Origin of the sequence: Sphingopyxis sp. Geo25 (assembly GCF_949769135.1) — a bacterium.
GTDB lineage: Bacteria > Pseudomonadota > Alphaproteobacteria > Sphingomonadales > Sphingomonadaceae > Sphingopyxis.
The window spans coordinates 212,849-235,762 of record NZ_CATKOZ010000005.1 but is presented as its reverse complement, the minus strand read 5'-3'; the positions used below and the strand labels follow the sequence as shown (position 1 = coordinate 235,762).

Sequence of the window (22,914 nt, the reverse complement as noted above, 5' to 3'; positions counted from 1 at the left end):
TCGCCGAGGGACGTGAGATCGTTCAACGGTCGCGACGTGCCCTGTGCCGTCGTGGTCTGGGCTGGGCTTATGCCCGGTTGGGACAATTGGGGTCCCAAGATCGAAGGGCGCGAGCTGGTCCCTGGCGCTTTTCGGCATATCGCGTGGCCCCATAACAGTGACTCCGCCGGACGGACATGCAGCCCCACCTGCATCCCGTCCGGCGAGTCCGAAGCCGGATACATCGACCCCAGCTTTCCAAATTTCGCTGCTCAGGCCGGCCCGATCCGAAAGGCGCACAGCTTGTTGCCGTCGGGGTCACGGAAATAGGCGGCATAGAAAGCCTGCTCGCCGTCGTCACCGCGAACGCCCGGCGGTCCTTCGCAGCTGCCGCCGAGTTCGAGCGCCTTGGCATGAAGCGCATCGACCTTCGCGCGCTCGTCGACGACGATCGCCGCCATATGGCCGTTGCCGCGATCGGCGGGCTGGCCGTCATAGGGCCGCGTCACCGCAATGCCGGGCTGGCCCCAACCGGTGCCATAAAGGGTAAAGCCGTTCGCCTCGGTATCCGACATGCGCATCAACTCGCTCGCGCCGATCGTCCCGAGCAGCCCGGCATAAAATTCGCGGGCGCGCGGCAAATCGTCGGTGCCCATGGTCACATAGCCGATCATGTTTCTCTCTCCCTTCAAACAGAAAGGGCGCCGGCTCGCACCGACGCCCCGCTCGTAACCCTGTTGCCGTTTGGCTCAGCTCTTGGTCGCGGCTGCGCCGTCCTTGCAGGGGCCGGTATGGGTGCTCGTCATCTGCAGCACCATCTCCATCTCGCCCTGACCGGTCGGCATCTTGCCCTTGGTCGTGATCGTCACGTCGGTCTTCTTCGCTTCCATCGTGCCGGCCATGGCCATATCGACCGTCTGGCCGTTGGCGGTGCAGGTGCCCGCAACGTCGATCTTGCCGCCGCTGACATCCTTCTTCGACCATTTGCACTCGCCGCCATTGCCCGGCCCCTTGGCGAGCTCGGCGGCGATATCTTCCTTGTCGACCTGCTCCTGCGTGAAGCACTGGTCCATGCCGCTGGCGCCTTCCATCATCTTCGCCATGCCGTCCTTCATTTCGGGCGGCATGCCCGGAACTTCGAACTTCACCAGCTTGACGTCGGTCTTCCAGTTTCCGGCCTCGCGCTTGACGGTGCCGCCGGCATTTTCGGTCTTGCTGCAGCCAGCCGTCGCCAATGCAACGCCAAGAGCGGCGAACGTGAGTAGCTTTTTCATATCCATCCCCTGTGACTCATTGCGATTGTGCGCCCACCCCATCGATACCATATTGGCAGCGATGGCAATCCAGATTCGTACATCGCTCGATGAAATCGACACCAGCGAGGCCTATGTCCCGCACCGCCCCGCCCGCCCCGACAAGGTCGAAGGCGGCAAGCGTTTTGAACTGGTTAGCGACTATGAGCCCGCCGGCGACCAGCCGACCGCGATCCGCGAGCTGGTCGACACCGCGCTCGCGGGCGAGCGTGACCAGGTGCTGCTCGGCGTCACAGGGTCGGGCAAGACCTTCACCATGGCAAAGGTCATCGACGAGTTGCAGCGCCCCGCGCTGATCCTCGCCCCGAACAAGATCCTCGCGGCGCAGCTCTATGGCGAATTCAAGAGCTTCTTCCCGAACAATGCGGTCGAATATTTCGTCAGCTACTACGACTATTACCAGCCCGAGGCCTATGTGCCGCGCAGCGACACCTACATCGAGAAGGAAAGCTCGGTAAACGAGGCGATCGACCGGATGCGCCATTCGGCAACGCGCGCGCTGCTTGAGCGCGACGATGTGATCATCGTCGCCTCGGTTTCGTGCCTTTACGGCATCGGGTCGGTCGAGACTTACTCGGCGATGATCTTCGACCTCAAAAAGGGCCAGGTCGTCGACAATCGCGAGATCATCCGCAAGCTCGTCGCGCTGCAATACAAGCGCAACGACCAGGCCTTCGCGCGCGGCAATTTCCGCGTCCGCGGCGACAGTCTCGAAATCTTCCCTTCGCACTATGAGGACATGGCCTGGCGCGTCAGCTTCTTCGGCGACGAGATCGAGGAGATCGTCGAATTCGACCCGCTGACGGGCAAGAAGATCGCCAGCCTCAACTATGTCCGCGTCTATGCGAACAGCCATTATGTCACGCCCGGCCCGACGCTCAAACAGGCGACCGAGGCGATCCGGCACGAACTGGCGGAGCGCCTCAAGGAACTCGAAGCCGAGGGCCGCCTGCTCGAAGCGCAGCGGCTCGAACAGCGAACCAATTTCGACCTCGAGATGATCGCCGCGACGGGCAGCTGCGCGGGGATCGAAAATTACAGCCGCTTCCTCACCGGCCGCCTGCCCGGTGAGCCGCCGCCGACCCTGTTCGAATATCTGCCCGACAACGCCCTGCTCTTCGTCGACGAAAGCCACCAGACGATCCCGCAGATCGGCGCGATGTCGAAGGGCGACCATCGGCGCAAGATCACGCTCGCCGAATATGGCTTCCGCCTGCCGAGCTGCATCGACAACCGCCCGCTGCGCTTTGCCGAATGGGATCTGATGCGTCCGCAGACGGTCAGCGTCTCGGCGACGCCGGGGACGTGGGAGATGGACCGCACGCAGGGCGTCTTCGCCGAACAGGTGATCCGCCCCACCGGGCTGATCGACCCGCCGGTCGAGATCAAACCGGTCGAGGAACAGGTCGACGACCTGATCGCCGAGGCAAAGAAGACCGCCGCGGCGGGATACCGCACGCTGGTTACGACACTGACGAAGCGCATGGCCGAGGATCTGACCGAGTTCCTGCACGAAGCAGGCCTGAAGGTCCGCTACATGCACTCGGACGTCGAGACGCTCGAACGCATCGAGATCATCCGCGACCTCCGCCTCGGCGTGTTCGATGTGCTCGTCGGCATCAACCTGCTCCGCGAAGGGCTCGACATTCCCGAATGCGGGCTCGTCGCGATCCTCGACGCCGACAAGGAAGGCTTCCTGCGTAGCGAAACCTCGCTGGTGCAGACGATCGGGCGCGCCGCGCGCAACGTCGACGGCCGCGTCATCCTCTACGCCGACCGCATCACCGGCAGCATGGAACGCGCGATGCGCGAAACCGACCGCCGCCGCGAAAAGCAGAAGGCGTATAACGCCGAGCACGGCATCACCCCGACGACGATCAAGCGCAACATCGGCGACATCATCGCGCATGTCGCGTCGAAGGACGGCGTTGTCATCGATATCGGCGAAGACAAGCCCGCGCATATGGTCGGGCATAATTTGCGCGCGTACATCGCCGACCTCGAAAAGAAGATGCGCGATGCGGCGGCAGATCTGGAGTTCGAGGAGGCCGGGCGCCTCCGCGACGAGATCCGCAAGCTCGAGGCCGACGAACTCGGCTTGCCGCCCGACGAACAGGTGGCCCCGCGCGTGGGGCGGAGCAACGAAGGCAAGCCGGGCACGCGCAAAGGGCGGTTCGGGAAGTCGAGCAAGACCAAGTGGGGACGGTAACGCAAGGCAAGGGAGCCTATCGCCGCGCCGGGTAATCCGGCTTGCTGTCGACGTTTGATGATGTCAGTGTCGGCGCAAGGGGAAAAACATGCCCTTTCGTTCGGCCTGGATATATGTGCTGGCGCTGCTCGCGCTGACGTTTGTTGCCTTCTGGCCCGGATATTTCACGAAGCTGCAGACACATAGCATGGCGCACCATGCTCATGCCGCCAGCTCTGTCCTTTGGATCGTCCTTGCGATCGTGCAGAGCTGGACGGCCCACCACCATCGACTCGCGCTGCACCGCGCGACCGGGCTCGCGATCTTTCTGCTTTTCCCATTCTTCCTGGTCGGGGGAATGTGGGTCATCCATGTCGAGGCGGCGACCTTGGCCGGCGATTTCACCAGTATCGAAGGCAAGCAGATCGCGCAGTTCGGTTTTTTCGATCCGCTCGCCAATCTCGCATTCGCCCTTCTCTTCTGGTTGGGGCTGAGGCACCGCTATCAGGTCCAACTGCACGCTCGCTATATGCTCGCGACGCTGCTGTTCGTGATTTCTCCGGTCGGATTCCGATTACTTGCCATGCTCATCCCGTTTTTCCGGCCGGATGAGAATTTTTCCTATGCGATGGCAGGCGGAAATCTGATCGCGCTGGCGATCACGCTTTACCTGTTTCGCCAGGCGTCGTCGCATGGCAGGCCATTTCTGATCGCGGCGGGATTCATTGCCGCGCAGGCAATCAGCTTTGATACGCTCGGACGAATTCCAGGCTGGGCGCCGATGTTCGCCGCCGTCTCCCGCGTCAATCTGCCCTTCCTGCTGTTCGTGTCGGCTATCCTTGGCGTCGCGATCGCTTGGCACGGATGGATTGCCGGTGCACGCCCGGGAACTCCCAAAGCAGCGCTGGCAGCCTGACGATCGCATCGCCCGCTCACCGTCCGGCGCCCTTCGACCAAGGCCCCGCCGCGACCGACCAGCGGCCTTGCCGCCCTTCCCCGCCCCGCTTAGGGTTCGCGCCTCAACGGGGAGAAAATCATGAAAACAGGTCTGTCGCTGATCGCGCTGGCGCTTGCCGTCGCCGCTCCTGCTGTCGTTCATGCCCAAGAGAGCGTCGAGAAGGCCAAGCCCGAGAAGCCCGCCGACGTCGAGCCACAGGTCCGCACGACCAAGCTCTCCGGCACCTTCGGCGGGCAGCGGATCAACTACGCGGCGACGATCGGCGAGACGATCATCAAGAACAAGGACGGCGTGCCCGAGGTTGCGGTCGTCACCACCGCCTATATCAAGGAACCGCGCGACCCCGGCCGCCCGGTGACCTTCCTGTTCAACGGCGGCCCGGGCTCGGGCACGGTCTGGTTGATGATGGGCGCCTTCGGGCCGAAGCGCGTCGCGATCCCCAGCGATGCGCGCGACGACGGCGCCCCGCCCTATCCGATCGTCGATAATCCCGACGCGCTGCTCGACGTCACCGACATCGTCTTCATCGACCCGCCGGGCACGGGCTTTTCGCACCTGATCGGAAAAGCCGATCCCAAGGATTATTACGGCGTCACGCAGGATGCCAAGCTCGTCGCCGAGGTGATCCGGCGCTGGCTGAACGACAATGGCCGCTGGAACAGCCCCAAATATCTCGGCGGCGAAAGCTATGGCACCACGCGCTCGGCGGCGGTCGCGAACCAGTTGATGAACGAGACGTACAACGACGTCGCGCTCAACGGCATCATCCTGATCTCGACCGTGCTCGACTTCGCGGCGGGATCGGATACGCCGGGCAACGAACTGAGCTATATCACCAACCTGCCCTCGATGGCCGCCACCGCGATGTTCCACGGTAAGGCGAGCGGCTCGTCGGTCGAGGCCTTTACCGAGGAAGCGCGGCAGTGGGCGATCGGTCCCTATGCATCGGCGCTGCTCAAGGGGCAGAAGCTGCAGGGCGAGGAACGCGCCGCGATCCGCCGCGAGTTGGCGCGCTTTACCGGCCTCTCCGAAACCTATCTCGAGAGCGCCGACCTCCGCGTCACCCCCGGCCGCTTCTACAAGGAATTGCTCCGCGACCGCGGCCTGACGGTCGGCCGCCTCGACAGCCGCTATACCGGCAAGGATTACGACAATGCCGGCGAGCAGCCCGACAACGACCCCAGCTTCTATGGCATCGACGCGAGCTACACCGCCGCGATCAACAGCTGGAGCCGCGATACGCTTGGCTTCAAGACTACCCTCGAATATCAGTCGATCAGCGGCATCGGCGGGCTATGGGACTGGCGGATCGGCGGGCGCGACACCAACGCCTATCTCAACGTCACGCCTTATATCGGACAGGCGCTGCGCGAGAATTCGGGGCTGCGCGTGTTCGTCGGACAGGGCTATTATGATTTCGCGACGCCCTTTTTCGCCGCCGAATATGCGCTGTCGCGCACCGGCATCCCGCAGGACCGGATCACCTATCAATATTATGGCGCGGGCCACATGATGTATATCCGCGACGAGGACCGGCATAAATTGTCGCAGGATATCCGCGCCTTCATTCGGGCGCGTTGAGCGGCCGGTTCCGACCGGTTGCGGGCATTCGCTCCTCCCTGTGGCGTAGCGATGGGGAGGTGGCAGCGCGAAGCGCTGACGGAGGGGCATTTGCGCCGACGCGTCGGCCCCTCCACCACCGCCTTCGGCGGCGGTCCCCCTCCCCATGGCTGCGCCACAGGGAGGATAACTTCTTCTTCGTCACCCCGGACTTGATCCGGGGTCCACGACTTCGGCGCTGAAATGGATCCCGGATCAAGTCCGGGATGACGAGGGTCTGGAATCCACCCCAAAGCGGACGCGGTCACCGCAGTACGCCCGCCGCCGCTTGCTTCCGCGCATAGAGATAGAGCGCGATCAGGATTACCCAGATTATCGCCGTGAAGATCATCGGGAACGTTCCGAACAGGCGCATCAGGTCGCCATAATGCAGGCCGAACTGGTAGATGCAGCTGATCGCGAGCCCGACGAGCGAGACGGCGAACGCCGACACCGCGTGGCGGCTCCGCGCAAGAAGCAGCAGCGATCCGAGTACCGATCCCCAGACGCCCAGCGCCCAGCCGATGTTCGCCCACAGCGGGAAGGTCGCGAACCACGCCTGCTGTTCGGGCGTGAAGGCCGCGAGATATTCGGCGTTCTGCATCTTGGTCATCGTATAGTCGAACGCGCCGACCGCGTTCCACAACAGCGATACGACCCCGACAATCCACAGATGCACGGGTGTCTTGCGTACTTCGGTCATGATTATCTCCCCCTCCAGAAAGATCAGGCGAAACTATCAGATTTCGCGGCGCTCATCAACGATGTGATATAGTCGCGTAACACAGCGATGTTGCGATCGAAATACCCGATGTCGCGATAGGTGCGCGCTTGCATCACCGCGCCCTCCATCACCGTCAGCACGAACTCGCCGAGTGCCTGGCGGTCAGCGCCGGGCGGCAGGCGGTCGGCGGCGGCCTCAAAGCAGCCTGCAATCGCGGCCGACCAGTTGGTAAAGTTCGCCGCCATCAGATCGCGGACCACCGGGTCGGGCTCGTGGATTTCGAGCGCGAGGCTGCCGATCGGACAGCCGTAGGTGCAGTCGGTGACGATCAGATGGGTGCGATAGCCCGCGAGCAGGGCAAAGATGCGCTCGATCGGATCGTCGACGCCCTCCCAGTTCGGCGCTAGCAGCATCTCTTCGATCCCGTCGCGATAAAGTTCGAGCACGCCGACGAGCACGTCCTGCTTGCCCGGGAAGAAATGATAGAGGCTGCCCGAATGGACCTGGCTGCGCGAGAGGATGTCGGAGACCGAAGTCGAGAGATATCCCTTTTCCCAGAAGAGCTCCATCGCGGTCATCAGGATGCGGTTGCGGGTGTCGGCGGCGTTCATCGGCGGCTCCTATCCCGCGCGATCATAAGCGGCGCGAAGCCGGTCCGCCACCTCGCCCCCTGCGTCTTCGCCCGCGTTGATGCGAATGCGGTGCGACACCATCGCATTCCAGCTTCCCGCGAGTTCCAGCATGCCCGCCGGCTCTTCGCCCTTCAGCGCCAGCCCGATATCGAACCGGTCCTTGGTCGAGGGCATCAGCAGCGCGAACTGCTTCTTGCGGCGGAGGCTGACATAGCCCTTCTTCGGCGCCAGTTCGACGTCGCCGCCGAAACCGTGCACCAGCGCCACCAGCCGGTCGTAAAGCGGCCGCCAATGCGCCTTCGCTCCGTCGAACGCCGCCGCGACGAGCGCCTCGTCGTCCTGCGACGCGGCCGACGAGGCATTCGCCGCATGGACGATCATATTGGCATAGCCATGCCCGAGACCATGTTCGGATTTCAGGTGGTTCACCAGCGCCATATGGCCCGAAATGCCCGTACCGCGAGCGACTGCGACCCATTCGTCCAGCCCCTTGCCCGTCTTGGCGCGCAGGCTTTCGCCCATCTTCTCGAATTCGTCGGCCATATCGCCCTCCTTCGCAAGATCGCTTGATTGAACATTCAACCAAGCAATTTGTCAAGAGGCTTGGCAAGCGGGCGCCAAGCCCCGATATGCGCCGCATGTGCGTCGTCGCCCTCGCCTATCAAGCCCACCCCGACTGGCCTCTGATCCTCATCGGCAATCGCGACGAATTTCACGCGCGACCGGCCGCGCCGCTCGGCCATTGGCCGGACGGCAGCGGGATCGTCGCGGGACGCGACCTGCAGGCCGGCGGAACATGGCTGGGGGTCCACCAGCCGAGCGGGCGCGTGGTGGTGGTGACAAACGTGCGCGGCGCGATGCCCGATCCCGCGAAGGAGTCGCGCGGCGCGCTCGTCGTCGACATGCTGCGCGGCGACGGCCGCTTCGCCGAACCGGCGGAGGCCGACCTCGACCGATTCAACGCGTTCAACCTGTTTGCCGTCGGCGGCGCCCCGCGGCTGCTCACCAACCGGCCGACGCCGCTGATCGCGGCGCTGGCGCCCGGCGTCCATGCGCTCGCCAACGAACCGGTCGATGCCCCGTGTCCGCGCGCCGAACGGCTGCGCACCGCGCTGTCGGCGGTGGTCGAGGCGCAAGCCGACCCCGAAGGCCTGCTCGACACGCTGACGGCAGAAGGCGAGCCCGCGCTTTTCCTGCACGGCGAAGTCTATGGCACCCGCGCCTCGACGCTCGTCGCGATCTCCGCGGCGGGTGACGTGCATATGGTGGAGCGCCGATACGAAGCGGGCGGCCGTCCCGGTGGAACGACCGCCCTGAATTTCCGTATCGGCTGAGCCGCGACGCCTTATTTCGGCGCGATCACCATGACCATCTGGCGGCCTTCGGTGCGCGGATGCGCCTCGACCTTCGCGATCTCGGCGGTCATTTCGGCGACGCGCTGAAGCACGTTGAGGCCGAGCTGCGTGTGGCTCATCTCGCGGCCGCGGAAACGCATCGTCATCTTGACCTTGTCGCCTTCCTCAAGGAAGTCGAAGACCTTCTTCATCTTCACATCGAAATCATGATCGTCGATGTTCGGACGCATCTTGATCTCTTTGATCTCCTGCGTCTTCTGGCTCTTGCGCGCCAGATTGGCCTTTTTCTGGGCTTCGTACTTATACTTGCCCACATCGAGGAACTTGCACACCGGCGGATCGGCGTTGGGAGACACTTCAACCAGGTCCAGACCGACCGAGGCAGCTTGCTCGATCGCTTCGGCCGTCAGCATTACGCCCAGATTCTCCCCTTCCTCGTCGATCACACGGACCTTCGGAGAGGAAATGAATTCATTGTATCGCGGGCCGTTTTTGGGCGGCACGGGCGCCATCGAGCGGCGGGTCATGGGCGGTGGTATAGCTGTATCTCCTGGTCATTTACGATAGGCGCGCGGAATCGACGCGATCGCGGCGCGCCATGCCCATATAGTGAACGCGAGCGCGCCGTAAAGGCCGCCCGCGTCACAAACATGACGCTTTTCGCCACGCTGTGGCGGTTATGCCACTACCATTTCGTCGGCGCGGGGTCGATCACGCGGAAGCCTCCGGCCCCGACCTCGCTGACCTCGAGCGCGCGCATCGCGATCCCGCGGTTGTTGAAGCGGAAAATGCCGTCGATGCCCCCGAACCCTTCCTCGGCGAGCAATCGCGCAGCGGGAAAGGTCGTGCCCGGCTTCCAGTCGCGCGCGATGCGGACTGTCAGCAGCACCGAGTCATAGCCGAGGCTGGCGAGCCGGTACGGCGCCTTGCCGTAGCGTGTGCGATATTTCGCGGCGAGCTGGCCGTAAAGGCCATCCGAAACGCTGGCGAACCACGACCCGCGCATTGCCGGATTACCGCCGAGCGCCGCGTCGGTGTTCCACAGCTCGGTGCCGAGGATCTGTTTGTTCCCCGTGCTCTTGACTACCGGCACGGCGCGGATCGCATTGCCGCCGCTGTCGGCGACGAGCACCGCGTCCATCGCGCCGGCGTTGGCCAGCCGCCGCGCCGCGCCCGTCAGCGCGGTCGCGCTGCGATCATAGGTTTCGACCGCGACCAGCGTGCCGCCGGCGGCCGACACCGCCGAGCGGAAGGCCGCGGCCGAGCGGTCGCCATAGACAGTCCTGGGTACGAGCGCGCCGAACCGCTGCTGCCCCTTGCTGCGCGCATAGGCGACGACGCGCTCCACCGACTGGCCGGGAACGAAGCCCATGATGAAGACGCCATTGCCCGCGACGCTGCTGTCGTTCGAGAAGCTCAGCACCGGCACCTTCGCCTCGCGCGCGATCGGCGCGACCGCGGCGACATCCTCGCTGAGCAGCGGACCGAGGATCAGCTTGTTGCCGTCGGCGACCGCCTGCCGCGCCGCGGCGGCGGCACCAAGCGCAGTGTCATAGGTCGTGATGCGAACCCGCTCGGTCTTCGAATCGAGCAGCGCCATCGTCGTCGCGTTCGCAATCGCCATACCGACATCGGCGTTGGGCCCGGTCTGCGGGACGAGCAACGCAACGCGGTGGCGGTCGGTATCTGTCGGAAGCCCGGGGCCGACGCCATCGGCGGGCTTTTCGGGCGGCGGCGCGGTGGCCGGGCCGGTCGCCTTCGGCACCATCTGGCACGCGGCGAGCAGACCGCCCAGCGTCAGCGTCGCGATCCCGCGCAGCATTTTGCGCCGTGACGATGCATAAACCTGGCGCGAGCCCCCGTGGCAATCTTGGGCAGTTTCTGCCATTTTCGGCGTCATGCCGGATTCGACCATCTCAAAATCTCCCTTGCCCGGTCTCTATATCGTCGCGACGCCCATCGGCAACCTCGGCGACATCAGTGCGCGGGCAACCGCCACTCTTGCCTCGGCCAACGTCATCGCCGCCGAGGACACGCGTGTGACCGCGAAGTTGCTGTCGCATCTGGGTTTGCGCGTTCCGATGACCCCCTATCACGACCACAGCGACGAACGCACCCGCGCCGCGCTGGTTGCGCGCATGGAGCGTGAAGTTGTCGTTTTGGTGTCAGACGCGGGAACCCCGTTGATTTCGGATCCAGGGTACAAGCTGGTGCGCGACGCGCGCGCAGGCGGACGACACGTCACCACCCTGCCCGGCCCCTGCGCCGCGATCGCCGCGATCACGCTCTCGGGATTGCCGAGCGACCGCTTCCTGTTTGCGGGTTTCCTGCCGAACAAGGCGAAGGCGCGCGCTGACACGATCGCCGAGTTCGCGGGGCTCCGCGCGACGCTAGTCTTCTACGAGAGCGGCCCGCGCCTCGCCGCCGCGCTGACGGCACTGGCCGACGGCCTCGGCAACCGCGAGGCCGCCGTCGCGCGCGAGATCAGCAAGCTTTACGAGGAATGCGCGACCGGCACGCTGGCCGATCTCGCGGCGCGCTACACCGACGCGCCGCCGAAGGGCGAGATCGTGATCGTGGTGGGCCCGCGCGGCGAGGAAAGCGGCGAGGAAGCCGATGCGGCGACCATCGACGCCGCGCTGCGCGCCGCGATGGCGGACCGGCCGGTCGCGCAGGCCGCCAAGGCCGTCGCGAAGCAATATGGGCTCGACCGGCACGAGGTTTATGCCCGCGCGCTGGCCTTGAAAGAGCGGGCTTGAATCGCGCCGCCGCCGAAGCGCGGGGCCGCAGGGCCGAACGGCGCGCCGCATGGTGGCTGCGCCTGCACGGCTGGCGCATTCTCGGGCAGCGGCTCCGCGTTGCCGCGGGCGAGGTCGACCTCGTCGCGCGGCGCGGCAGAACGCTTGCCTTCATCGAGGTGAAGTGGCGCGAGCGCCCCGAAGACCTCGACCTTGCGATCGACCAGTGGCGCTTGCGACGCGTCGCAGCGGCGGCGGAAATGCTCATCCCCCGATTCGCGCGTCCGTCGGATGACATCCGCATCGACGTGATGCTCCTTGCGCCGAAGCGATTGCCTCGCCATCTGGTCCACGTCTGGCAGCCGTGACGGCGCCCAAGGAGAAGAAGATGACCCTGCGTGCAGCCGTGCAAATGGACCCGATGGACGCGATCAACATCAATGGCGACAGCAGTTTCCACCTGATCCTGAAAGCGCTCGAACGCGGGTACGAGCTCTATCACTACGACGTGCGCGGGCTGACGTGGGAGGCCGGGCGGCTGACCACCAAGGCGCACCGCATCCTCGACGCAAAGCGCGAGGCCGGCGCGCACTATGAATTTGGCGATTTCGTCACGCTCGACCTCGGCCGCGACGTCGATGTCGTGCTGATGCGGCAGGATCCGCCCTTCGACCTCGGCTACCTCACCGGCACCTGGCTGCTCGAGCGCATCCGCGGCGAAACGCTCGTGGTCAACGATCCCGTCTCGGTGCGCAATGCGCCCGAGAAGGTGTTCGTGCTCGATTTCCCCGAATTCATGCCGCCGACGATGGTCACGCGCGACCTCGACGCGGTGAAGGATTTTCAGGCCCGTTATGGCGCGGTGGTGATCAAGCCGCTCCACGGCAATGGGGGCAAGGCGGTATTCCGCGTCGACGCCGACGGCAGCAATCTGGGCGCGCTCGTCGAACTCTTCGGGCAGGTCTGGCCCGAACCCTTCATGGTCCAGCAATTCCTGCCGAGCGTCGCCAGGGGCGACAAGCGCATCGTCCTCGTCGACGGCGTGGTCGCGGGCGCGATCAACCGCAAGCCCGGCGAAGGCGAATTCCGCTCGAACCTTGCGGTCGGCGGCTACGCCGAGGCTGCGGGGCTTACACCGCGCGAGCAGGAGATTTGCGACGTGCTCGGCCCCGAGCTTCGCGAACGCGGATTGCTGTTCGTTGGCATCGATGTGATCGGCGGCGAATGGCTGACCGAAATCAACGTCACCTCGCCCACCGGAATCGTCGCGATCGACCGCTTCAACAACAGCGACACGGCGGGGATGATCTGGGACGCGATCATCGGGCGGATCGGCTGAAGCCCGCGCGCGTTCTCTTCGCATGACAGACTTTATCCTGAACCTGATCCAGAGCTGGGGGTATCTGGGGATCTTCATCCTCATGTTCCTGGAAAATGTGTTCCCGCCGATCCCCTCCGAAGTGATCATGGGGCTCGGCGGCATTGCCGTTTCCAAGGGTCATTTCGATTTCTGGACGCTCATCGCGGTCGCCGTCGCGGGAACGACCGCCGGAAACTGGATCTGGTACGGCATCGGCCGGTGGATCGGATACGAACGGCTCAAGCCCTTCATCGACCGCCATGGCCGCTGGCTGACGCTCGACTGGGCCGAGGTCGAGCGGTTGCACAACTGGTTCCTGAAATACGGCCCCGGCATCGTGTTCGTCGCGCGCTTCATGCCCGTCGCACGGACGATGGTGTCCTTGCCCGCGGGCATGGTGAAGATGAACCAGGCGAAATTCCTGGCTTGGACCGCCGCAGGTTCGACGATCTGGATCGCCGCACTCGCGGGCGCCGGCAACTGGTTCGGGGGGAAGTTCGCGAACCTCGACGCCTTCGTCGGCCCCGTCGCGCTGGTGGCGATCGGATCGCTCGTCGCCATCTATATCTACCGCGTCATCACCTGGAAACCCAAACGGGCTAACTAGGCGCGCGGGTGCGCGCTCCGGTAAATGTCCAGCAGATGCGCGGCGTCGACCGCTGTATAGACCTGCGTCGAGGCAAGGCTGGCGTGGCCGAGTAATTCCTGCAAACTGCGAAGGTCCGCCCCGCCCGCAAGCAGGTGCGTCGCGAAGCTGTGGCGCAATGCATGCGGCGTCGTGCGTTCGGGCAGGCCGAGCGCACGGCGCGCCGAGCGCACGCTCGCGCGCACCACTCCGGGCTGGAGCGCCCCGCCCCGCGCGCCGAGAAACAGCGGTGCCTCTTTCCCGATCGGCCACGGACAAGCCTCGACATAGCGCGACACGGCGGCCGCGACGGCGGGCAGGATCGGGACGATCCGGGTCTTGTTCCGCTTGCCCGTGACGCGCAGCGTGTCGCCGAGCGGCAGCGCCGCGCCGGTCAGCCCCAGCGCCTCGCCGATACGCAGGCCCGCGCCGTACAACAACAGCAGCAACGCGAAATCGCGCGCGCCGACCCAGCCTTCGCGGGCGTTGTCCTCGACATCCTGCGCAAGCTGCAGCGCTTCGGCCGGTGCGACCGGGCGCGGTAGCCCCTTCTTGACGCGTGGCCCGCGCATCTGCGGTACGCTGGCGTTCGAGCCGCCCACGAAGCGGAGGAAGGTACGGAGCGCGCTGAGTTCGCGTGAGGCGGACGCATTGCCCAGCCCGTCGGCGCGGCGGTCGGCAAGGTAAGAGCGAAGATCGTTCGGCGTCAGACCCTTGAGCATCCGGGCATCGACCGCGCCGCCGCGATGATGCGACAGGAAGGCGCAAAATCGCTCCGCCGTCGCGATATAGGCACGGCGCGTATGCTCCGACCGGCGCTTTTCGTGCGCCAGATGGGCGTCCCAGTCGCGGATCAATTCCTGCGCCAATTCCAACCCTTCCCTCTCCGTTCGTGTCGAGCGAAGTCGAGACACCCCGCCACGTAAGGCAACCACGAGGGGCATCTCGACTTCGCTCGATGCGAACGGGTGAGGAGAGTCTAGCCGGTCCGCACGACCTCGGAAAGGATCGAGTCGAGCAGGAGGATGCCGTCGTCGGTCACAGCCAACCGGTCCCCATCCTGAACTACCAGCCCCTGCGCCGCCAGCCGCGCCACCGCCCCCGCATCGACGAACGCCTCGCGCCCCAACCCGCTCCGCGCCTCGACGCGCGCCAGATCGATGCCCTCGGTCAGCCGCAGCCCCATCAGCATCGCCTCGGTCGCGCGTTCGTGCGCGGGCAGGTCGGCTTCGACCTTCAGGCCGTGTCCGTTACGCTCGACCGCTGCGATGAAATTCTCGGGCTTTTTGTGCCGCTCGGTCGCCTGGCCGAGGCGCCGTCCGTGCGCGCCCGGCCCGACCCCGGCATAGTCGCCATAGCACCAGTATGTCAGATTGTGCCGGCTCTCCTCACCGGGCCGCGCATGGTTCGAGACCTCATAGCGCGGGAGCCCCGCAGCGCGCGTCATCGCCTGCGTCGCGTCGAACAGGTCAGCCGCCGTATCGCCGTCGGGAATGACGATATCGCCCTTCGCCGCAAGCGTCGCGAAACGCGTGCCGGGTTCGATGGTGAGCTGGTAGAGCGAGAGTTGCCCCGTTCCGAACGCCAGCGCGTCGTTCAACTCGGCCTCCCACTGACCAAGGCTTTGTCCGGGCCGCGCGTAGATGAGATCGAAGCTCACCCGCGCGAAATGCTTCTGCGCCGCGACAATCGCACGCCGCGCCTCGTCGCCGCTGTGCGCGCGCCCAAGAAATTCAAGTATTTGCGGATCGAAGCTTTGAACCCCAATCGACACGCGATTGACCCCCGCCGATGCGAGCGCCGCGAAATTGGCGACCTCGACCGAATTGGGGTTTGCCTCCAGCGTGATCTCGCAATCGCCCGTCACGCCCCACGCATCGTCGGCAGCCGCGATGACCGCCGCGACGGTTTCGGGCGGCATCAGGCTCGGCGTGCCGCCCCCGAAGAAAATCGACGACACCGGGCGGCCCGGAAGCAGTCCCGCCTCATGCCGCAGATCGGCGAGCAACGCGGCGCGCCACAGCTCTTGGTCGACGCTCTCGCGTACATGGCTGTTGAAGTCGCAATAGGGGCATTTGCTGACGCAGAACGGCCAATGGACATAAAGGGCGAGCGGTTCGGCCATGGGGGGCCTTACTCCCATTCGTCATTCCGGCGAAAGCCGGAATCCATGGACCCCGAATCCGGGGCGACGACGATATCAAAACGCTCCGGCCACCAGCTTGGCGAAAGCATCGGCGCGGTGACTGATTGCGTGCTTCTCTGCCGGATCGATCTCCGCGAAAGTCAACGTGTTACCGGCTGGAACGAACACCGGATCATAGCCGAAGCCCAACGTTCCGCGCGGTGGCCAGGTCAAACTGCCCTCGGCTTTTCCCTCGAACACCTCAGCATGGCCATCGGGCCAGGCCAGCGCCAGCGTGCAGACGAAGCGTGCGCTGCGGTCGACGGCGGGGCCTTGTTCAGCAAGCAGCCCTTCGACCTTGCCCATCGCCAGATACCAGTCGCGGCCCGGCGCGCCCTCGAACGACTGCCTTTCGGCCCAGTCGGCGGTGTACACGCCCGGACGACCGCCGAGCGCCGCGACTTCGAGGCCGCTGTCGTCGGCGAGCGCCGGCAGACCCGCCGCCGACGCGCTCGCACGTGCCTTGAGCAGCGCATTTTCGACGAAGGTCGTCCCCGTCTCCTCGGGCTCGGGAAGCCCGAGATCGCCGGCCGACACTGGCTCGATTCCGAAGGGTTCGAGCAGCGCGCGGATTTCGCGCACCTTGCCCGCATTGTGGCTCGCGATGACGAGCTTGCCGGGGGTGAGCTTGCGGGTCATTCGAAGATCCTTCTTTCGTCATGCCGGACTCGATCCGGCATCCAATCCGGTCTCGTCTGCACGGACCCCGGATCAAGTCCGGGGTGACGAACAATATTACCGGCCCGCCGCCTTCGCCTGTGCTGCGAAGATATCGGTGCAGCCGATGCGCGCGAGGCGGAGCAGGCGCAGCAGGCCCTCTTCGTCGTAGGTCGCGCCCTCGGCGCTTGCCTGCACTTCGACGATCTGGCCCTTGCCGGTCAGCACGAAATTGCCGTCGGCTTCGGCGACCGAATCCTCGTCATAGTCGAGGTCGAGCACCGGCGTGCCCTTGTAGATGCCGCACGAGATCGCCGCGACGCTGTCCTCGATCGGATCCTCGGCCAACGCCTTGCTTTCGAGCAGCTTGTCGACCGCAAGGCGCAGCGCGACCCACGCGCCCGAAATCGAGGCGGTGCGCGTGCCGCCATCGGCCTGGATCACGTCGCAGTCGATGACGATCTGACGCTCGCCGAGCTTCGCCATGTCGACGACGGCGCGCAAGCTGCGACCGATAAGTCGCTGGATTTCCTGCGTCCGGCCCGACTGCTTGCCCTTCGCCGCCTCGCGGCTACCGCGGGTGTGCGTCGCGCGGGGCAGCATGCCATATTCGGCGGTGACCCAGCCCTGCCCCTTGCCGCGCAGGAACGGCGGAACCTTTTCCTCGACGCTGGCGGTCACCAGCACCTTGGTATTGCCGAAGCTGACAAGGACGCTGCCCTCGGCATGGATGGTGAAATTGGTTTCGATGGCGATCGACCGCATCTGGTCGGGCGCGCGGCCGGAGGGGCGCATGGGAGATCCTTTCGATTGACGATTGCGAAGGCCCTTAGGCCGCCACCCTCAACCGCTCAAGCGCATCCTGAAGAAATCGAGGATTTCGTCGCGCGCCTGCACGGTCGGCTGGCCGGCCTCGTCGATCAGGTGGATGGTGACGACGCTGTGCGGGTTCTTCATCGGGCTGTCGGGGTTCGCGGCTTCATCGGGCAGCACCTTGCCGATGAAGCGGTCGCCGAGCGCATTTTCGAACGCCTCGAACCGCGCAGCCTTGCAGAATTTGTCGCCTTCGAAACGGTAGGCGAGCACCGTCAGATCCTCGGCTTCCATCCGCGCTTTGACGGCGGCGAGTTCGTCGGGGTGGATATGCATCCCCGCCGCATCGTTCAGCGGCAGCGAGGGCTGCGACAGCACCGGCGCGAGCACCGCGGGTTCGAGCATCATAGACAGCGCGAAATTGCCGGTGAAGCACATCCCGATCGCACCGACGCCTTTCCCGCCGCATTCCTTGTGCGCCAGCGCCGCAAGCGCGCGCAGCCATTGCGTTGCGGGTGAGCTTTCGTTCGCCTGAAAGGCGCGGAACTGGCGGCTGATGCAGCCGCCGAGGATTGTAAACAGCGCGCCGGGCATCCGCGGCACGGCGCCGTCCTTGCCAAAGATATGCGGCATATAGACGGTGAAACCGGCATCGCGCACCCAGCGCGCGAAGCGCGCGACATGCGGGCTGATGCCGGGCATTTCGGTCATCACGATCACCGCGGGACCGCTTCCCATTATATAGACCAGCCGGTCGTGGCCGAGCAGCGAGATGGTGCGGCGCCGGAAGTCGTCGAGCGGATCGTCGCGGTCGAGCGGTCGGTCGGTCATGCTTTTCTCCCCTGCGAGGCAGGCTAACGCCACTCCCATGCTCTGACCAGCAAAGCTTGCCCCTTCCCCTCGCCATCCCTAAATCCTCACCATGACCACTCCGCCGATCACCGAATTGACGACGCGCGCGCGCGATGTGTTCCGGTTGGTCGTCGACGCCTATCTGGAAACCGGCCAGCCGGTCGGATCGCGGACGCTGTCGAAACTCGCGACGCTCAACCTGTCGCCCGCCTCGATCCGCAATGTGATGCAGGATCTGGAGGAGTTTGGCCTGCTCGCCAGCCCGCACACCAGCGCGGGCCGGTTGCCGACCGAACAGGGGCTGCGCCTGTTCGTCGACGGCATGATGCAGGTCGCCGAACCTTCGCCCGAGGACCGCGCCCAGATCGAGGCAAGCCTCGTCGAGGGCGGCCCGATCGAGAGTGCGCTCGCGCAGGCGACGGCAGCACTGTCCGGGCTGTCGGCGTGCGCCGGCCTCGTTCTCGTTCCCAAGCATGAGCGCGTGCTGAAACAGCTTGCCTTCGTCCCGCTGTCGGCCAGCCAGTCGCTCGTCGTGCTCGTCGCGGGCGACGGGACGGTTGAGAACCGCGTGATCGACATTCCGGCGGGGCTCAACCCCTCGGCGCTGGTCGAGGCGGGCAATTATATCAGCGCAACCTTGTCGGGCCTGACCCTCACCGAAGCGATGGCGCGCGTCCGCCACGAGATCGAGGCCGAGCGAATCGCGATCGACCGCGCGGCGCAGGATCTGGTCAGCCGCGGGCTCGCGATCTGGTCGTCCGACGGCGCCGACCGGCCCGTGCTAATCGTGCGCGGGCAAGCCAATCTGCTCGATGAAAGCGCGGTCGGCGATCTCGACCGGGTGCGGCAGTTGCTCGACGAACTCGAAACCAAGCAGGATATCGCCCAGCTTCTCGACAGCGCGCGCGAAGGCGCGGCGACGCGCATTTTCATCGGGTCGGAGAATAAATTATTCTCGCTTTCGGGCTCGTCCGTGATAGCGGCGCCCTATCGCGGTTCGGACGGGCGCGTGGTCGGCGTTGTCGGGGTTATCGGCCCGACGCGCTTGAACTATGCCCGGATCGTACCCATGGTGGATTTCACCGCACAATCGCTCTCAAGACTGATACGATAGGTTTATGACGAATATCGAAAATGACACGCCCGTCGACGACGGCGCGACCGAAGAAACCGCAGCCCCCGAAGCCGTCGCCGCCGAACCGCAGGACGAAGCGGCGAAGCTGGCCGAACAGATCGCCGCGCTGCAGCAGGATCTGCTCTATGCGCGCGCCGAGACGCAGAATGTCACGCGCCGCAAGGACAAGGAAATCGCCGACGCGCACGCCTATGCGTCGACCAAATTCGCGCGCGACATCCTGTCAGTCGCCGACAATCTCGGCCGCGCACTCGCGGCGCTGACCGCCGAGCAGCGCGAGGATGCGGCAATCAAGCCGCTGATCACCGGCCTCGAAGCGACCGAGCGCGAACTGCTGAGCGTCTTCGAGCGCAACGGCATCACGCGCATCGCCGCGATCGGCCTGCCGCTCGACCCGAACCAGCATCAGGCGATGCTCGAAATCCCGAGCGACAAGGAACCGGGCACGATCGTGCAGGAAATGCAGGCGGGCTATATGATGAAGGACCGGCTGCTGCGCCCCGCGATGGTGGGCGTCGCGAAGAAGGCGGACTAAGCCCGACTTACTGGATATCGTCATGCCGGACCTGATCCGGCATCCATTGCTGCATCGCGGTCGTGGACCCCGGATCAGGTCCGGGGTGACGAATGTTGGCGCTAAGCCGCTTTGCGCAGCTTGGCCAATTTCTTCAGCACCATCTCGCGCTTCAACCGCGACAGATGGTCGATGAACAATATACCCTCCAGATGGTCGTGTTCGTGCTGGATGCACGTCGCCATCAGGCCGGTCATGCGCTCGCGGTGCGGCTTGCCGTCCTCGTCCTGCCAGTCGACGGTGACCTCGGCGGGACGCGTCACATCGGCATATTGCTCGGGGACCGACAGGCAGCCTTCCTGATAGACGCTATGCTCCTCGCTCTCGTCGGAGAAGACGGGGTTGATGAAGACGCGCGGATCGCGGATCACCTTCTTGCCCTCTTCGTCCTCGGGATCGGGTTCCTGTAGGTCGATGACGAGGATGCGCTTCGGCACCCCCACTTGAATGGCGGCAAGCCCGATGCCGGGCGCGTCGTACATCGTCTCGAACATGTCGGCGACCAGCGTCTTCAGCTCGGCGTCGAAGGTCTCGACGGGCTTGGAAATGACGCGCAGCCGCGGATCGGGGGTCTCTATGATGGGGAGTAGGGCCATGGCCGTCAGGTATGGTCGCGGGGGCGCGGGGTCAAGAGGTAGCGACGGCAAGTGCCAGCATCGCCAAAATCAGCACAACCGCTCCGACGCGCCACGCATCAAACGGAGGCTTTTCACGTCCAGACCAACGATATCCACAAAAGCGACATTTGATCGCTTCTACTTTCACATGCTCAGCACAGTCGGGGCAGGTCTTCTCGGACATCGCTAACCCACGGGCCTCCGCGCCCTGAGCGCCTGCGCCAGAGTCCCCTCATCGAGATAATCGAGCTCGCCCCCCACCGGCAGGCCATGCGCGAGCTGCGTCAGCCTTACCGGATAGCCTTCCAGCCGCTCGGCTAGATAATGCGCGGTCGTCTGCCCTTCCAGCGTCGCGTTCATCGCCAGCACCACCTCGTCGATGCCCCCCGCGGCGACGCGCGCGACGAGGGCATCGATGCTGAGATCCTGCGGCCGCACGCCCTCCAGCGCCGACAGCCGGCCGCCGAGGACGTGATATTTGCCCGGAAAGAGCCGCGACTTGTCGAGCGCCCAGAGATCCGACACCTCCTCGACGACGCACAGCGAGCGCGCATCGCGGCGCGGGTCGGCGCAGATCGCGCAAGGGTCCTGCGTGTCGATATTGCCGCAGATGCCGCAGGTGACGAGGCGTTCGGACACCGTCTGCAGCGCCGCGAGCAAGGGCGCAAAGCTGCTCTCGCGCTTCTTCATCAGGTGCAGCACCGCACGCCGCGCCGAGCGCGGGCCGAGCCCCGGCAGGCGGGCGAGTTGCTGGACGAGCGCTTCAATCTCTTGCGATGCCATGACGGATGGTCTTAAGCGGCGCGCGAGAAATGACAATGCGCATCGCCTTCATGGGAACGCCGCCCTTTGCGGTGCCGACGCTCGCCGCGCTCCACGCGGCAGGGCACGAGATCGCGGCCGTCTATACCCAGCCGCCGCGCCCGGCGCAGCGCGGCAAGAAGTTGCAGCAGAGCGCAGTGCATGATTGGGCCGACGCCCATGCTCTGCCCGTCCGCACCCCGAAGAGCCTGCGCAGCGAGGAAGCGCAGGCCGAATTCGCCGCGCTCGACCTCGATATCGCGGTCGTCGCGGCTTACGGCCTGATCCTGCCGCAGGCGATCCTCGACGCGCCGCGCGAGGGGTGCCTCAACGTCCATGGCTCGATCCTGCCGCGCTGGCGCGGCGCGGCGCCGGTGCAGCGCGCGATCCTCGCGGGCGATGCCGAGACCGGCGTGACGATCATGCAGATGGATGTCGGGCTCGACACCGGCGCGATGCGGCTGATCGAGACGACGCCGGTCGCGCGCAAGACCGCGGGCCTGCTCACCGAAGAACTCGCCGAAATGGGTGCGCTGATGATGGTCAAGGTTCTGAGCAACCTCCACGCTTTCCCGCCGGTGCCACAACCCGACGAGGGCGTCACCTATGCCGCGAAGATCGACAAGAGCGAGGCCCGGCTCGATTTTCTGACCAGCGCGGTCCAGGTCGAGCGACAGATACGCGCATTCAACCCGATGCCGGGAGCTTTCTTCGAACTCGACGGCGAGCGCTACAAGATATTGGCGGCCGAGGTGGTGCATCCGGCCGAGACCGTCGCGGGCGCGGCGCCGGGCGTCACGCTCGACGACGCGCTGACCATCGCCTGCAACCCCGGCGCAATCCGCGCGGCGCGTGTCCAGCGCGCCGGCAAGCCCGCGATGGACGCCGCCGAACTGCTGCGCGGACGGCCGGTCCCGATGGGGACGCGGTTGGCATGACCCGGCCTATCCCCCTTCGTCACCCAGGAGTTGATCCGGGGTTCATGACTTCAGCGCTGCCGTGGACCCCGCATCACGTCCGGAGTGACGCGAATGGGCGCAGCGGCCGCTCATGACCAGATTTGCCCTCACCATCGAATATGACGGCCGCCCCTTCATGGGCTGGCAGCGGCAGAGCCACGGCCCCAGCGTCCAGCAAGCGCTCGAAGAGGCCGTCACGCGCATTACCGGCGAAGAGGCCGCGGTGCATGGCGCGGGGCGCACCGACGCCGGCGTCCACGCGATCGCGATGCGCGCGCACGTCGACATCGAAAAGGCTATCCAGCCCTTCCGGCTGATGGAGGCGCTGAACGCGCAGCTTCGCCCTGCCCCGGTCGCGGTGCTCGCGTGCGCCGAGGTTGCCGAAGACTGGCACGCGCGCTTTTCGTGCATCGGTCGCGCCTATGAGTATCGCATCGTCAACCGCCGCGCGCCCCTGACGTGGGACAAGGGGCTCTCGTGGCAGTTCGCCAAGCCGCTCGATGCCGGAGCGATGCACGGAGCGGCGCAGGCGCTGGTCGGCCGCCATGACTTCACGACCTTCCGTTCGGTGCATTGCCAGGCCGAAAGCCCGGTCAAGACGCTCGACCGGATCAGCGTCAGCCGCCACGGCGACGAGATCATCATCGAGACCGCGGCGCGAAGCTTCCTGCACCATCAGGTGCGCTCGATGGTCGGCTGCTTGAGCATGGTCGGCGAAGGCAAATGGTCGGCGCGCGATCTGAAAGCAGCGCTCGATGCTGCCGACCGCAAAGCGCTGGGGCTCAACGCCCCGCCGGATGGCCTCTACTTCGTTGAGGCGAAATACCCCTGAATCAAAAAGGGCGGCCCG

The 22,914-nt window shown here is 65.5% G+C and carries 26 protein-coding genes; 12 read left to right on the top strand and 14 right to left on the bottom strand.

Annotated elements, in window-relative coordinates; genetic code table 11:
• Positions 1-251: 251 nt before the first annotated feature.
• Both QOL68_RS14865 and QOL68_RS14860 read right to left on the bottom strand, forming a co-directional pair.
• The gene (locus QOL68_RS14865; protein ID WP_282949717.1) at positions 252-653 is read right to left on the bottom strand and encodes a VOC family protein; all 402 of its coding nucleotides are present in this window, start codon (positions 651-653) and stop codon (positions 252-254) included.
• Between the two features lie 75 nt (positions 654-728).
• On the bottom strand, positions 729-1,253 hold the full coding sequence (locus QOL68_RS14860) for a DUF3617 domain-containing protein (protein ID WP_058454914.1): 525 nt from the start codon (positions 1,251-1,253) through the stop codon (positions 729-731).
• A 61-nt stretch (positions 1,254-1,314) separates the two neighbouring features.
• Between QOL68_RS14860 and uvrB the strand changes: the two genes are divergently transcribed.
• The 3 genes from uvrB to QOL68_RS14845 all read left to right on the top strand — a co-directional run bounded on the left by uvrB (position 1,315) and on the right by QOL68_RS14845 (position 6,019).
• Entirely contained in the window at positions 1,315-3,501 is a 2,187-nt protein-coding gene (gene uvrB / locus QOL68_RS14855) for an excinuclease ABC subunit UvrB (protein ID WP_282949718.1), read from the top strand.
• 88 nt (positions 3,502-3,589) lie between these two features.
• Complete coding sequence (locus QOL68_RS14850) at positions 3,590-4,396, top strand: hypothetical protein (RefSeq protein ID WP_282949719.1); 807 nt, start codon at positions 3,590-3,592, stop codon at positions 4,394-4,396.
• A 120-nt stretch (positions 4,397-4,516) separates the two neighbouring features.
• Positions 4,517-6,019 (top strand): S10 family peptidase, encoded by a 1,503-nt coding sequence (locus tag QOL68_RS14845; protein ID WP_282949720.1) that lies wholly within the window; start codon positions 4,517-4,519, stop codon positions 6,017-6,019.
• A gap of 283 nt (positions 6,020-6,302) precedes the next feature.
• Here QOL68_RS14845 and QOL68_RS14840 read toward each other — a convergent pair whose 3' ends face one another.
• From QOL68_RS14840 to QOL68_RS14830, 3 genes are read right to left on the bottom strand one after another with little or no spacing between them, the layout of a single operon-like run.
• Positions 6,303-6,740, bottom strand: coding sequence for a hypothetical protein (locus QOL68_RS14840; RefSeq protein WP_282949721.1), 438 nt, complete (start codon positions 6,738-6,740; stop codon positions 6,303-6,305).
• Positions 6,741-6,763: 23 nt separating this feature from the next.
• The gene (locus QOL68_RS14835) at positions 6,764-7,372 is read right to left on the bottom strand and encodes a TetR/AcrR family transcriptional regulator (protein ID WP_282949722.1); all 609 of its coding nucleotides are present in this window, start codon (positions 7,370-7,372) and stop codon (positions 6,764-6,766) included.
• A 9-nt stretch (positions 7,373-7,381) separates the two neighbouring features.
• Positions 7,382-7,936, bottom strand: a complete 555-nt coding sequence (locus QOL68_RS14830; protein ID WP_282949723.1) for a DUF4287 domain-containing protein — start codon at positions 7,934-7,936, stop codon at positions 7,382-7,384.
• Positions 7,937-8,022: 86 nt separating this feature from the next.
• Here QOL68_RS14830 and QOL68_RS14825 point away from each other — a divergent pair, with 86 nt between their 5' ends.
• A complete protein-coding gene (locus QOL68_RS14825) occupies positions 8,023-8,727 on the top strand; it encodes an NRDE family protein (RefSeq protein ID WP_349252331.1) in 705 nt (234 codons plus the stop codon).
• Between the two features lie 11 nt (positions 8,728-8,738).
• Here the strand turns inward: QOL68_RS14825 and infC are convergent, their stop codons facing one another.
• Both infC and QOL68_RS14815 read right to left on the bottom strand, forming a co-directional pair.
• The gene (gene infC, locus QOL68_RS14820; protein WP_058454920.1) at positions 8,739-9,275 is read right to left on the bottom strand and encodes a translation initiation factor IF-3; all 537 of its coding nucleotides are present in this window, start codon (positions 9,273-9,275) and stop codon (positions 8,739-8,741) included.
• 158 nt (positions 9,276-9,433) lie between these two features.
• Complete coding sequence (locus QOL68_RS14815) at positions 9,434-10,570, bottom strand: penicillin-binding protein activator (RefSeq protein ID WP_282949898.1); 1,137 nt, start codon at positions 10,568-10,570, stop codon at positions 9,434-9,436.
• Positions 10,571-10,646: 76 nt separating this feature from the next.
• On the opposite strand from QOL68_RS14815, the gene rsmI reads away from it, so the two are divergent.
• Genes rsmI through QOL68_RS14795 form a run of 4 tightly spaced genes read left to right on the top strand, consistent with a single transcriptional unit; the run spans position 10,647 to position 13,453 of the window.
• Positions 10,647-11,507 carry a 16S rRNA (cytidine(1402)-2'-O)-methyltransferase gene (rsmI, locus tag QOL68_RS14810; RefSeq protein WP_282949724.1) on the top strand — a complete coding sequence of 287 codons (861 nt, stop codon included), beginning with the start codon at positions 10,647-10,649 and terminating at the stop codon, positions 11,505-11,507.
• A complete protein-coding gene (locus QOL68_RS14805) occupies positions 11,504-11,854 on the top strand; it encodes a YraN family protein (protein WP_282949725.1) in 351 nt (116 codons plus the stop codon). Before rsmI ends, QOL68_RS14805 begins: the two co-directional genes overlap by 4 nt.
• A gap of 20 nt (positions 11,855-11,874) precedes the next feature.
• Complete coding sequence (gene gshB, locus QOL68_RS14800) at positions 11,875-12,825, top strand: glutathione synthase (protein ID WP_282949726.1); 951 nt, start codon at positions 11,875-11,877, stop codon at positions 12,823-12,825.
• 22 nt (positions 12,826-12,847) lie between these two features.
• Positions 12,848-13,453, top strand: coding sequence for a DedA family protein (locus QOL68_RS14795; RefSeq protein ID WP_282949727.1), 606 nt, complete (start codon positions 12,848-12,850; stop codon positions 13,451-13,453).
• On the opposite strand, the gene QOL68_RS14790 is transcribed toward QOL68_RS14795, so the two are convergent.
• From QOL68_RS14790 to QOL68_RS14770, 5 genes are all read right to left on the bottom strand, one after another.
• On the bottom strand, positions 13,450-14,340 hold the full coding sequence (locus QOL68_RS14790; protein WP_282949728.1) for a tyrosine recombinase XerC: 891 nt from the start codon (positions 14,338-14,340) through the stop codon (positions 13,450-13,452). The genes QOL68_RS14795 and QOL68_RS14790 overlap by 4 nt on opposite strands.
• A gap of 110 nt (positions 14,341-14,450) precedes the next feature.
• A complete protein-coding gene (gene hemW, locus QOL68_RS14785) occupies positions 14,451-15,596 on the bottom strand; it encodes a radical SAM family heme chaperone HemW (RefSeq protein ID WP_282949729.1) in 1,146 nt (381 codons plus the stop codon).
• Between the two features lie 75 nt (positions 15,597-15,671).
• Positions 15,672-16,295 (bottom strand): RdgB/HAM1 family non-canonical purine NTP pyrophosphatase, encoded by a 624-nt coding sequence (gene rdgB / locus QOL68_RS14780; protein WP_282949730.1) that lies wholly within the window; start codon positions 16,293-16,295, stop codon positions 15,672-15,674.
• Positions 16,296-16,391: 96 nt separating this feature from the next.
• Positions 16,392-17,108 carry a ribonuclease PH gene (rph, locus tag QOL68_RS14775; RefSeq protein ID WP_282949731.1) on the bottom strand — a complete coding sequence of 239 codons (717 nt, stop codon included), beginning with the start codon at positions 17,106-17,108 and terminating at the stop codon, positions 16,392-16,394.
• A 48-nt stretch (positions 17,109-17,156) separates the two neighbouring features.
• Positions 17,157-17,957 carry a dienelactone hydrolase family protein gene (locus QOL68_RS14770; protein WP_282949732.1) on the bottom strand — a complete coding sequence of 267 codons (801 nt, stop codon included), beginning with the start codon at positions 17,955-17,957 and terminating at the stop codon, positions 17,157-17,159.
• A gap of 91 nt (positions 17,958-18,048) precedes the next feature.
• Here QOL68_RS14770 and hrcA point away from each other — a divergent pair, with 91 nt between their 5' ends.
• Both hrcA and grpE read left to right on the top strand, forming a co-directional pair.
• Positions 18,049-19,092: a heat-inducible transcriptional repressor HrcA gene (gene hrcA / locus QOL68_RS14765; protein ID WP_058454929.1), complete on the top strand. Its 1,044-nt coding sequence runs from the start codon at positions 18,049-18,051 to the stop codon at positions 19,090-19,092.
• A 4-nt stretch (positions 19,093-19,096) separates the two neighbouring features.
• On the top strand, positions 19,097-19,648 hold the full coding sequence (gene grpE / locus QOL68_RS14760; protein ID WP_204993801.1) for a nucleotide exchange factor GrpE: 552 nt from the start codon (positions 19,097-19,099) through the stop codon (positions 19,646-19,648).
• 101 nt (positions 19,649-19,749) lie between these two features.
• Here grpE and def read toward each other — a convergent pair whose 3' ends face one another.
• Both def and recR read right to left on the bottom strand, forming a co-directional pair.
• Positions 19,750-20,283 (bottom strand): peptide deformylase, encoded by a 534-nt coding sequence (gene def / locus QOL68_RS14755; RefSeq protein ID WP_282949733.1) that lies wholly within the window; start codon positions 20,281-20,283, stop codon positions 19,750-19,752.
• Between the two features lie 207 nt (positions 20,284-20,490).
• On the bottom strand, positions 20,491-21,087 hold the full coding sequence (gene recR, locus QOL68_RS14750; protein ID WP_204993799.1) for a recombination mediator RecR: 597 nt from the start codon (positions 21,085-21,087) through the stop codon (positions 20,491-20,493).
• 35 nt (positions 21,088-21,122) lie between these two features.
• Between recR and fmt the strand changes: the two genes are divergently transcribed.
• Positions 21,123-22,043, top strand: coding sequence for a methionyl-tRNA formyltransferase (gene fmt, locus QOL68_RS14745; protein ID WP_282949899.1), 921 nt, complete (start codon positions 21,123-21,125; stop codon positions 22,041-22,043).
• Between the two features lie 112 nt (positions 22,044-22,155).
• Positions 22,156-22,896, top strand: a complete 741-nt coding sequence (truA, locus tag QOL68_RS14740) for a tRNA pseudouridine(38-40) synthase TruA (RefSeq protein ID WP_282949734.1) — start codon at positions 22,156-22,158, stop codon at positions 22,894-22,896.
• Positions 22,897-22,914 lie beyond the last annotated feature (18 nt).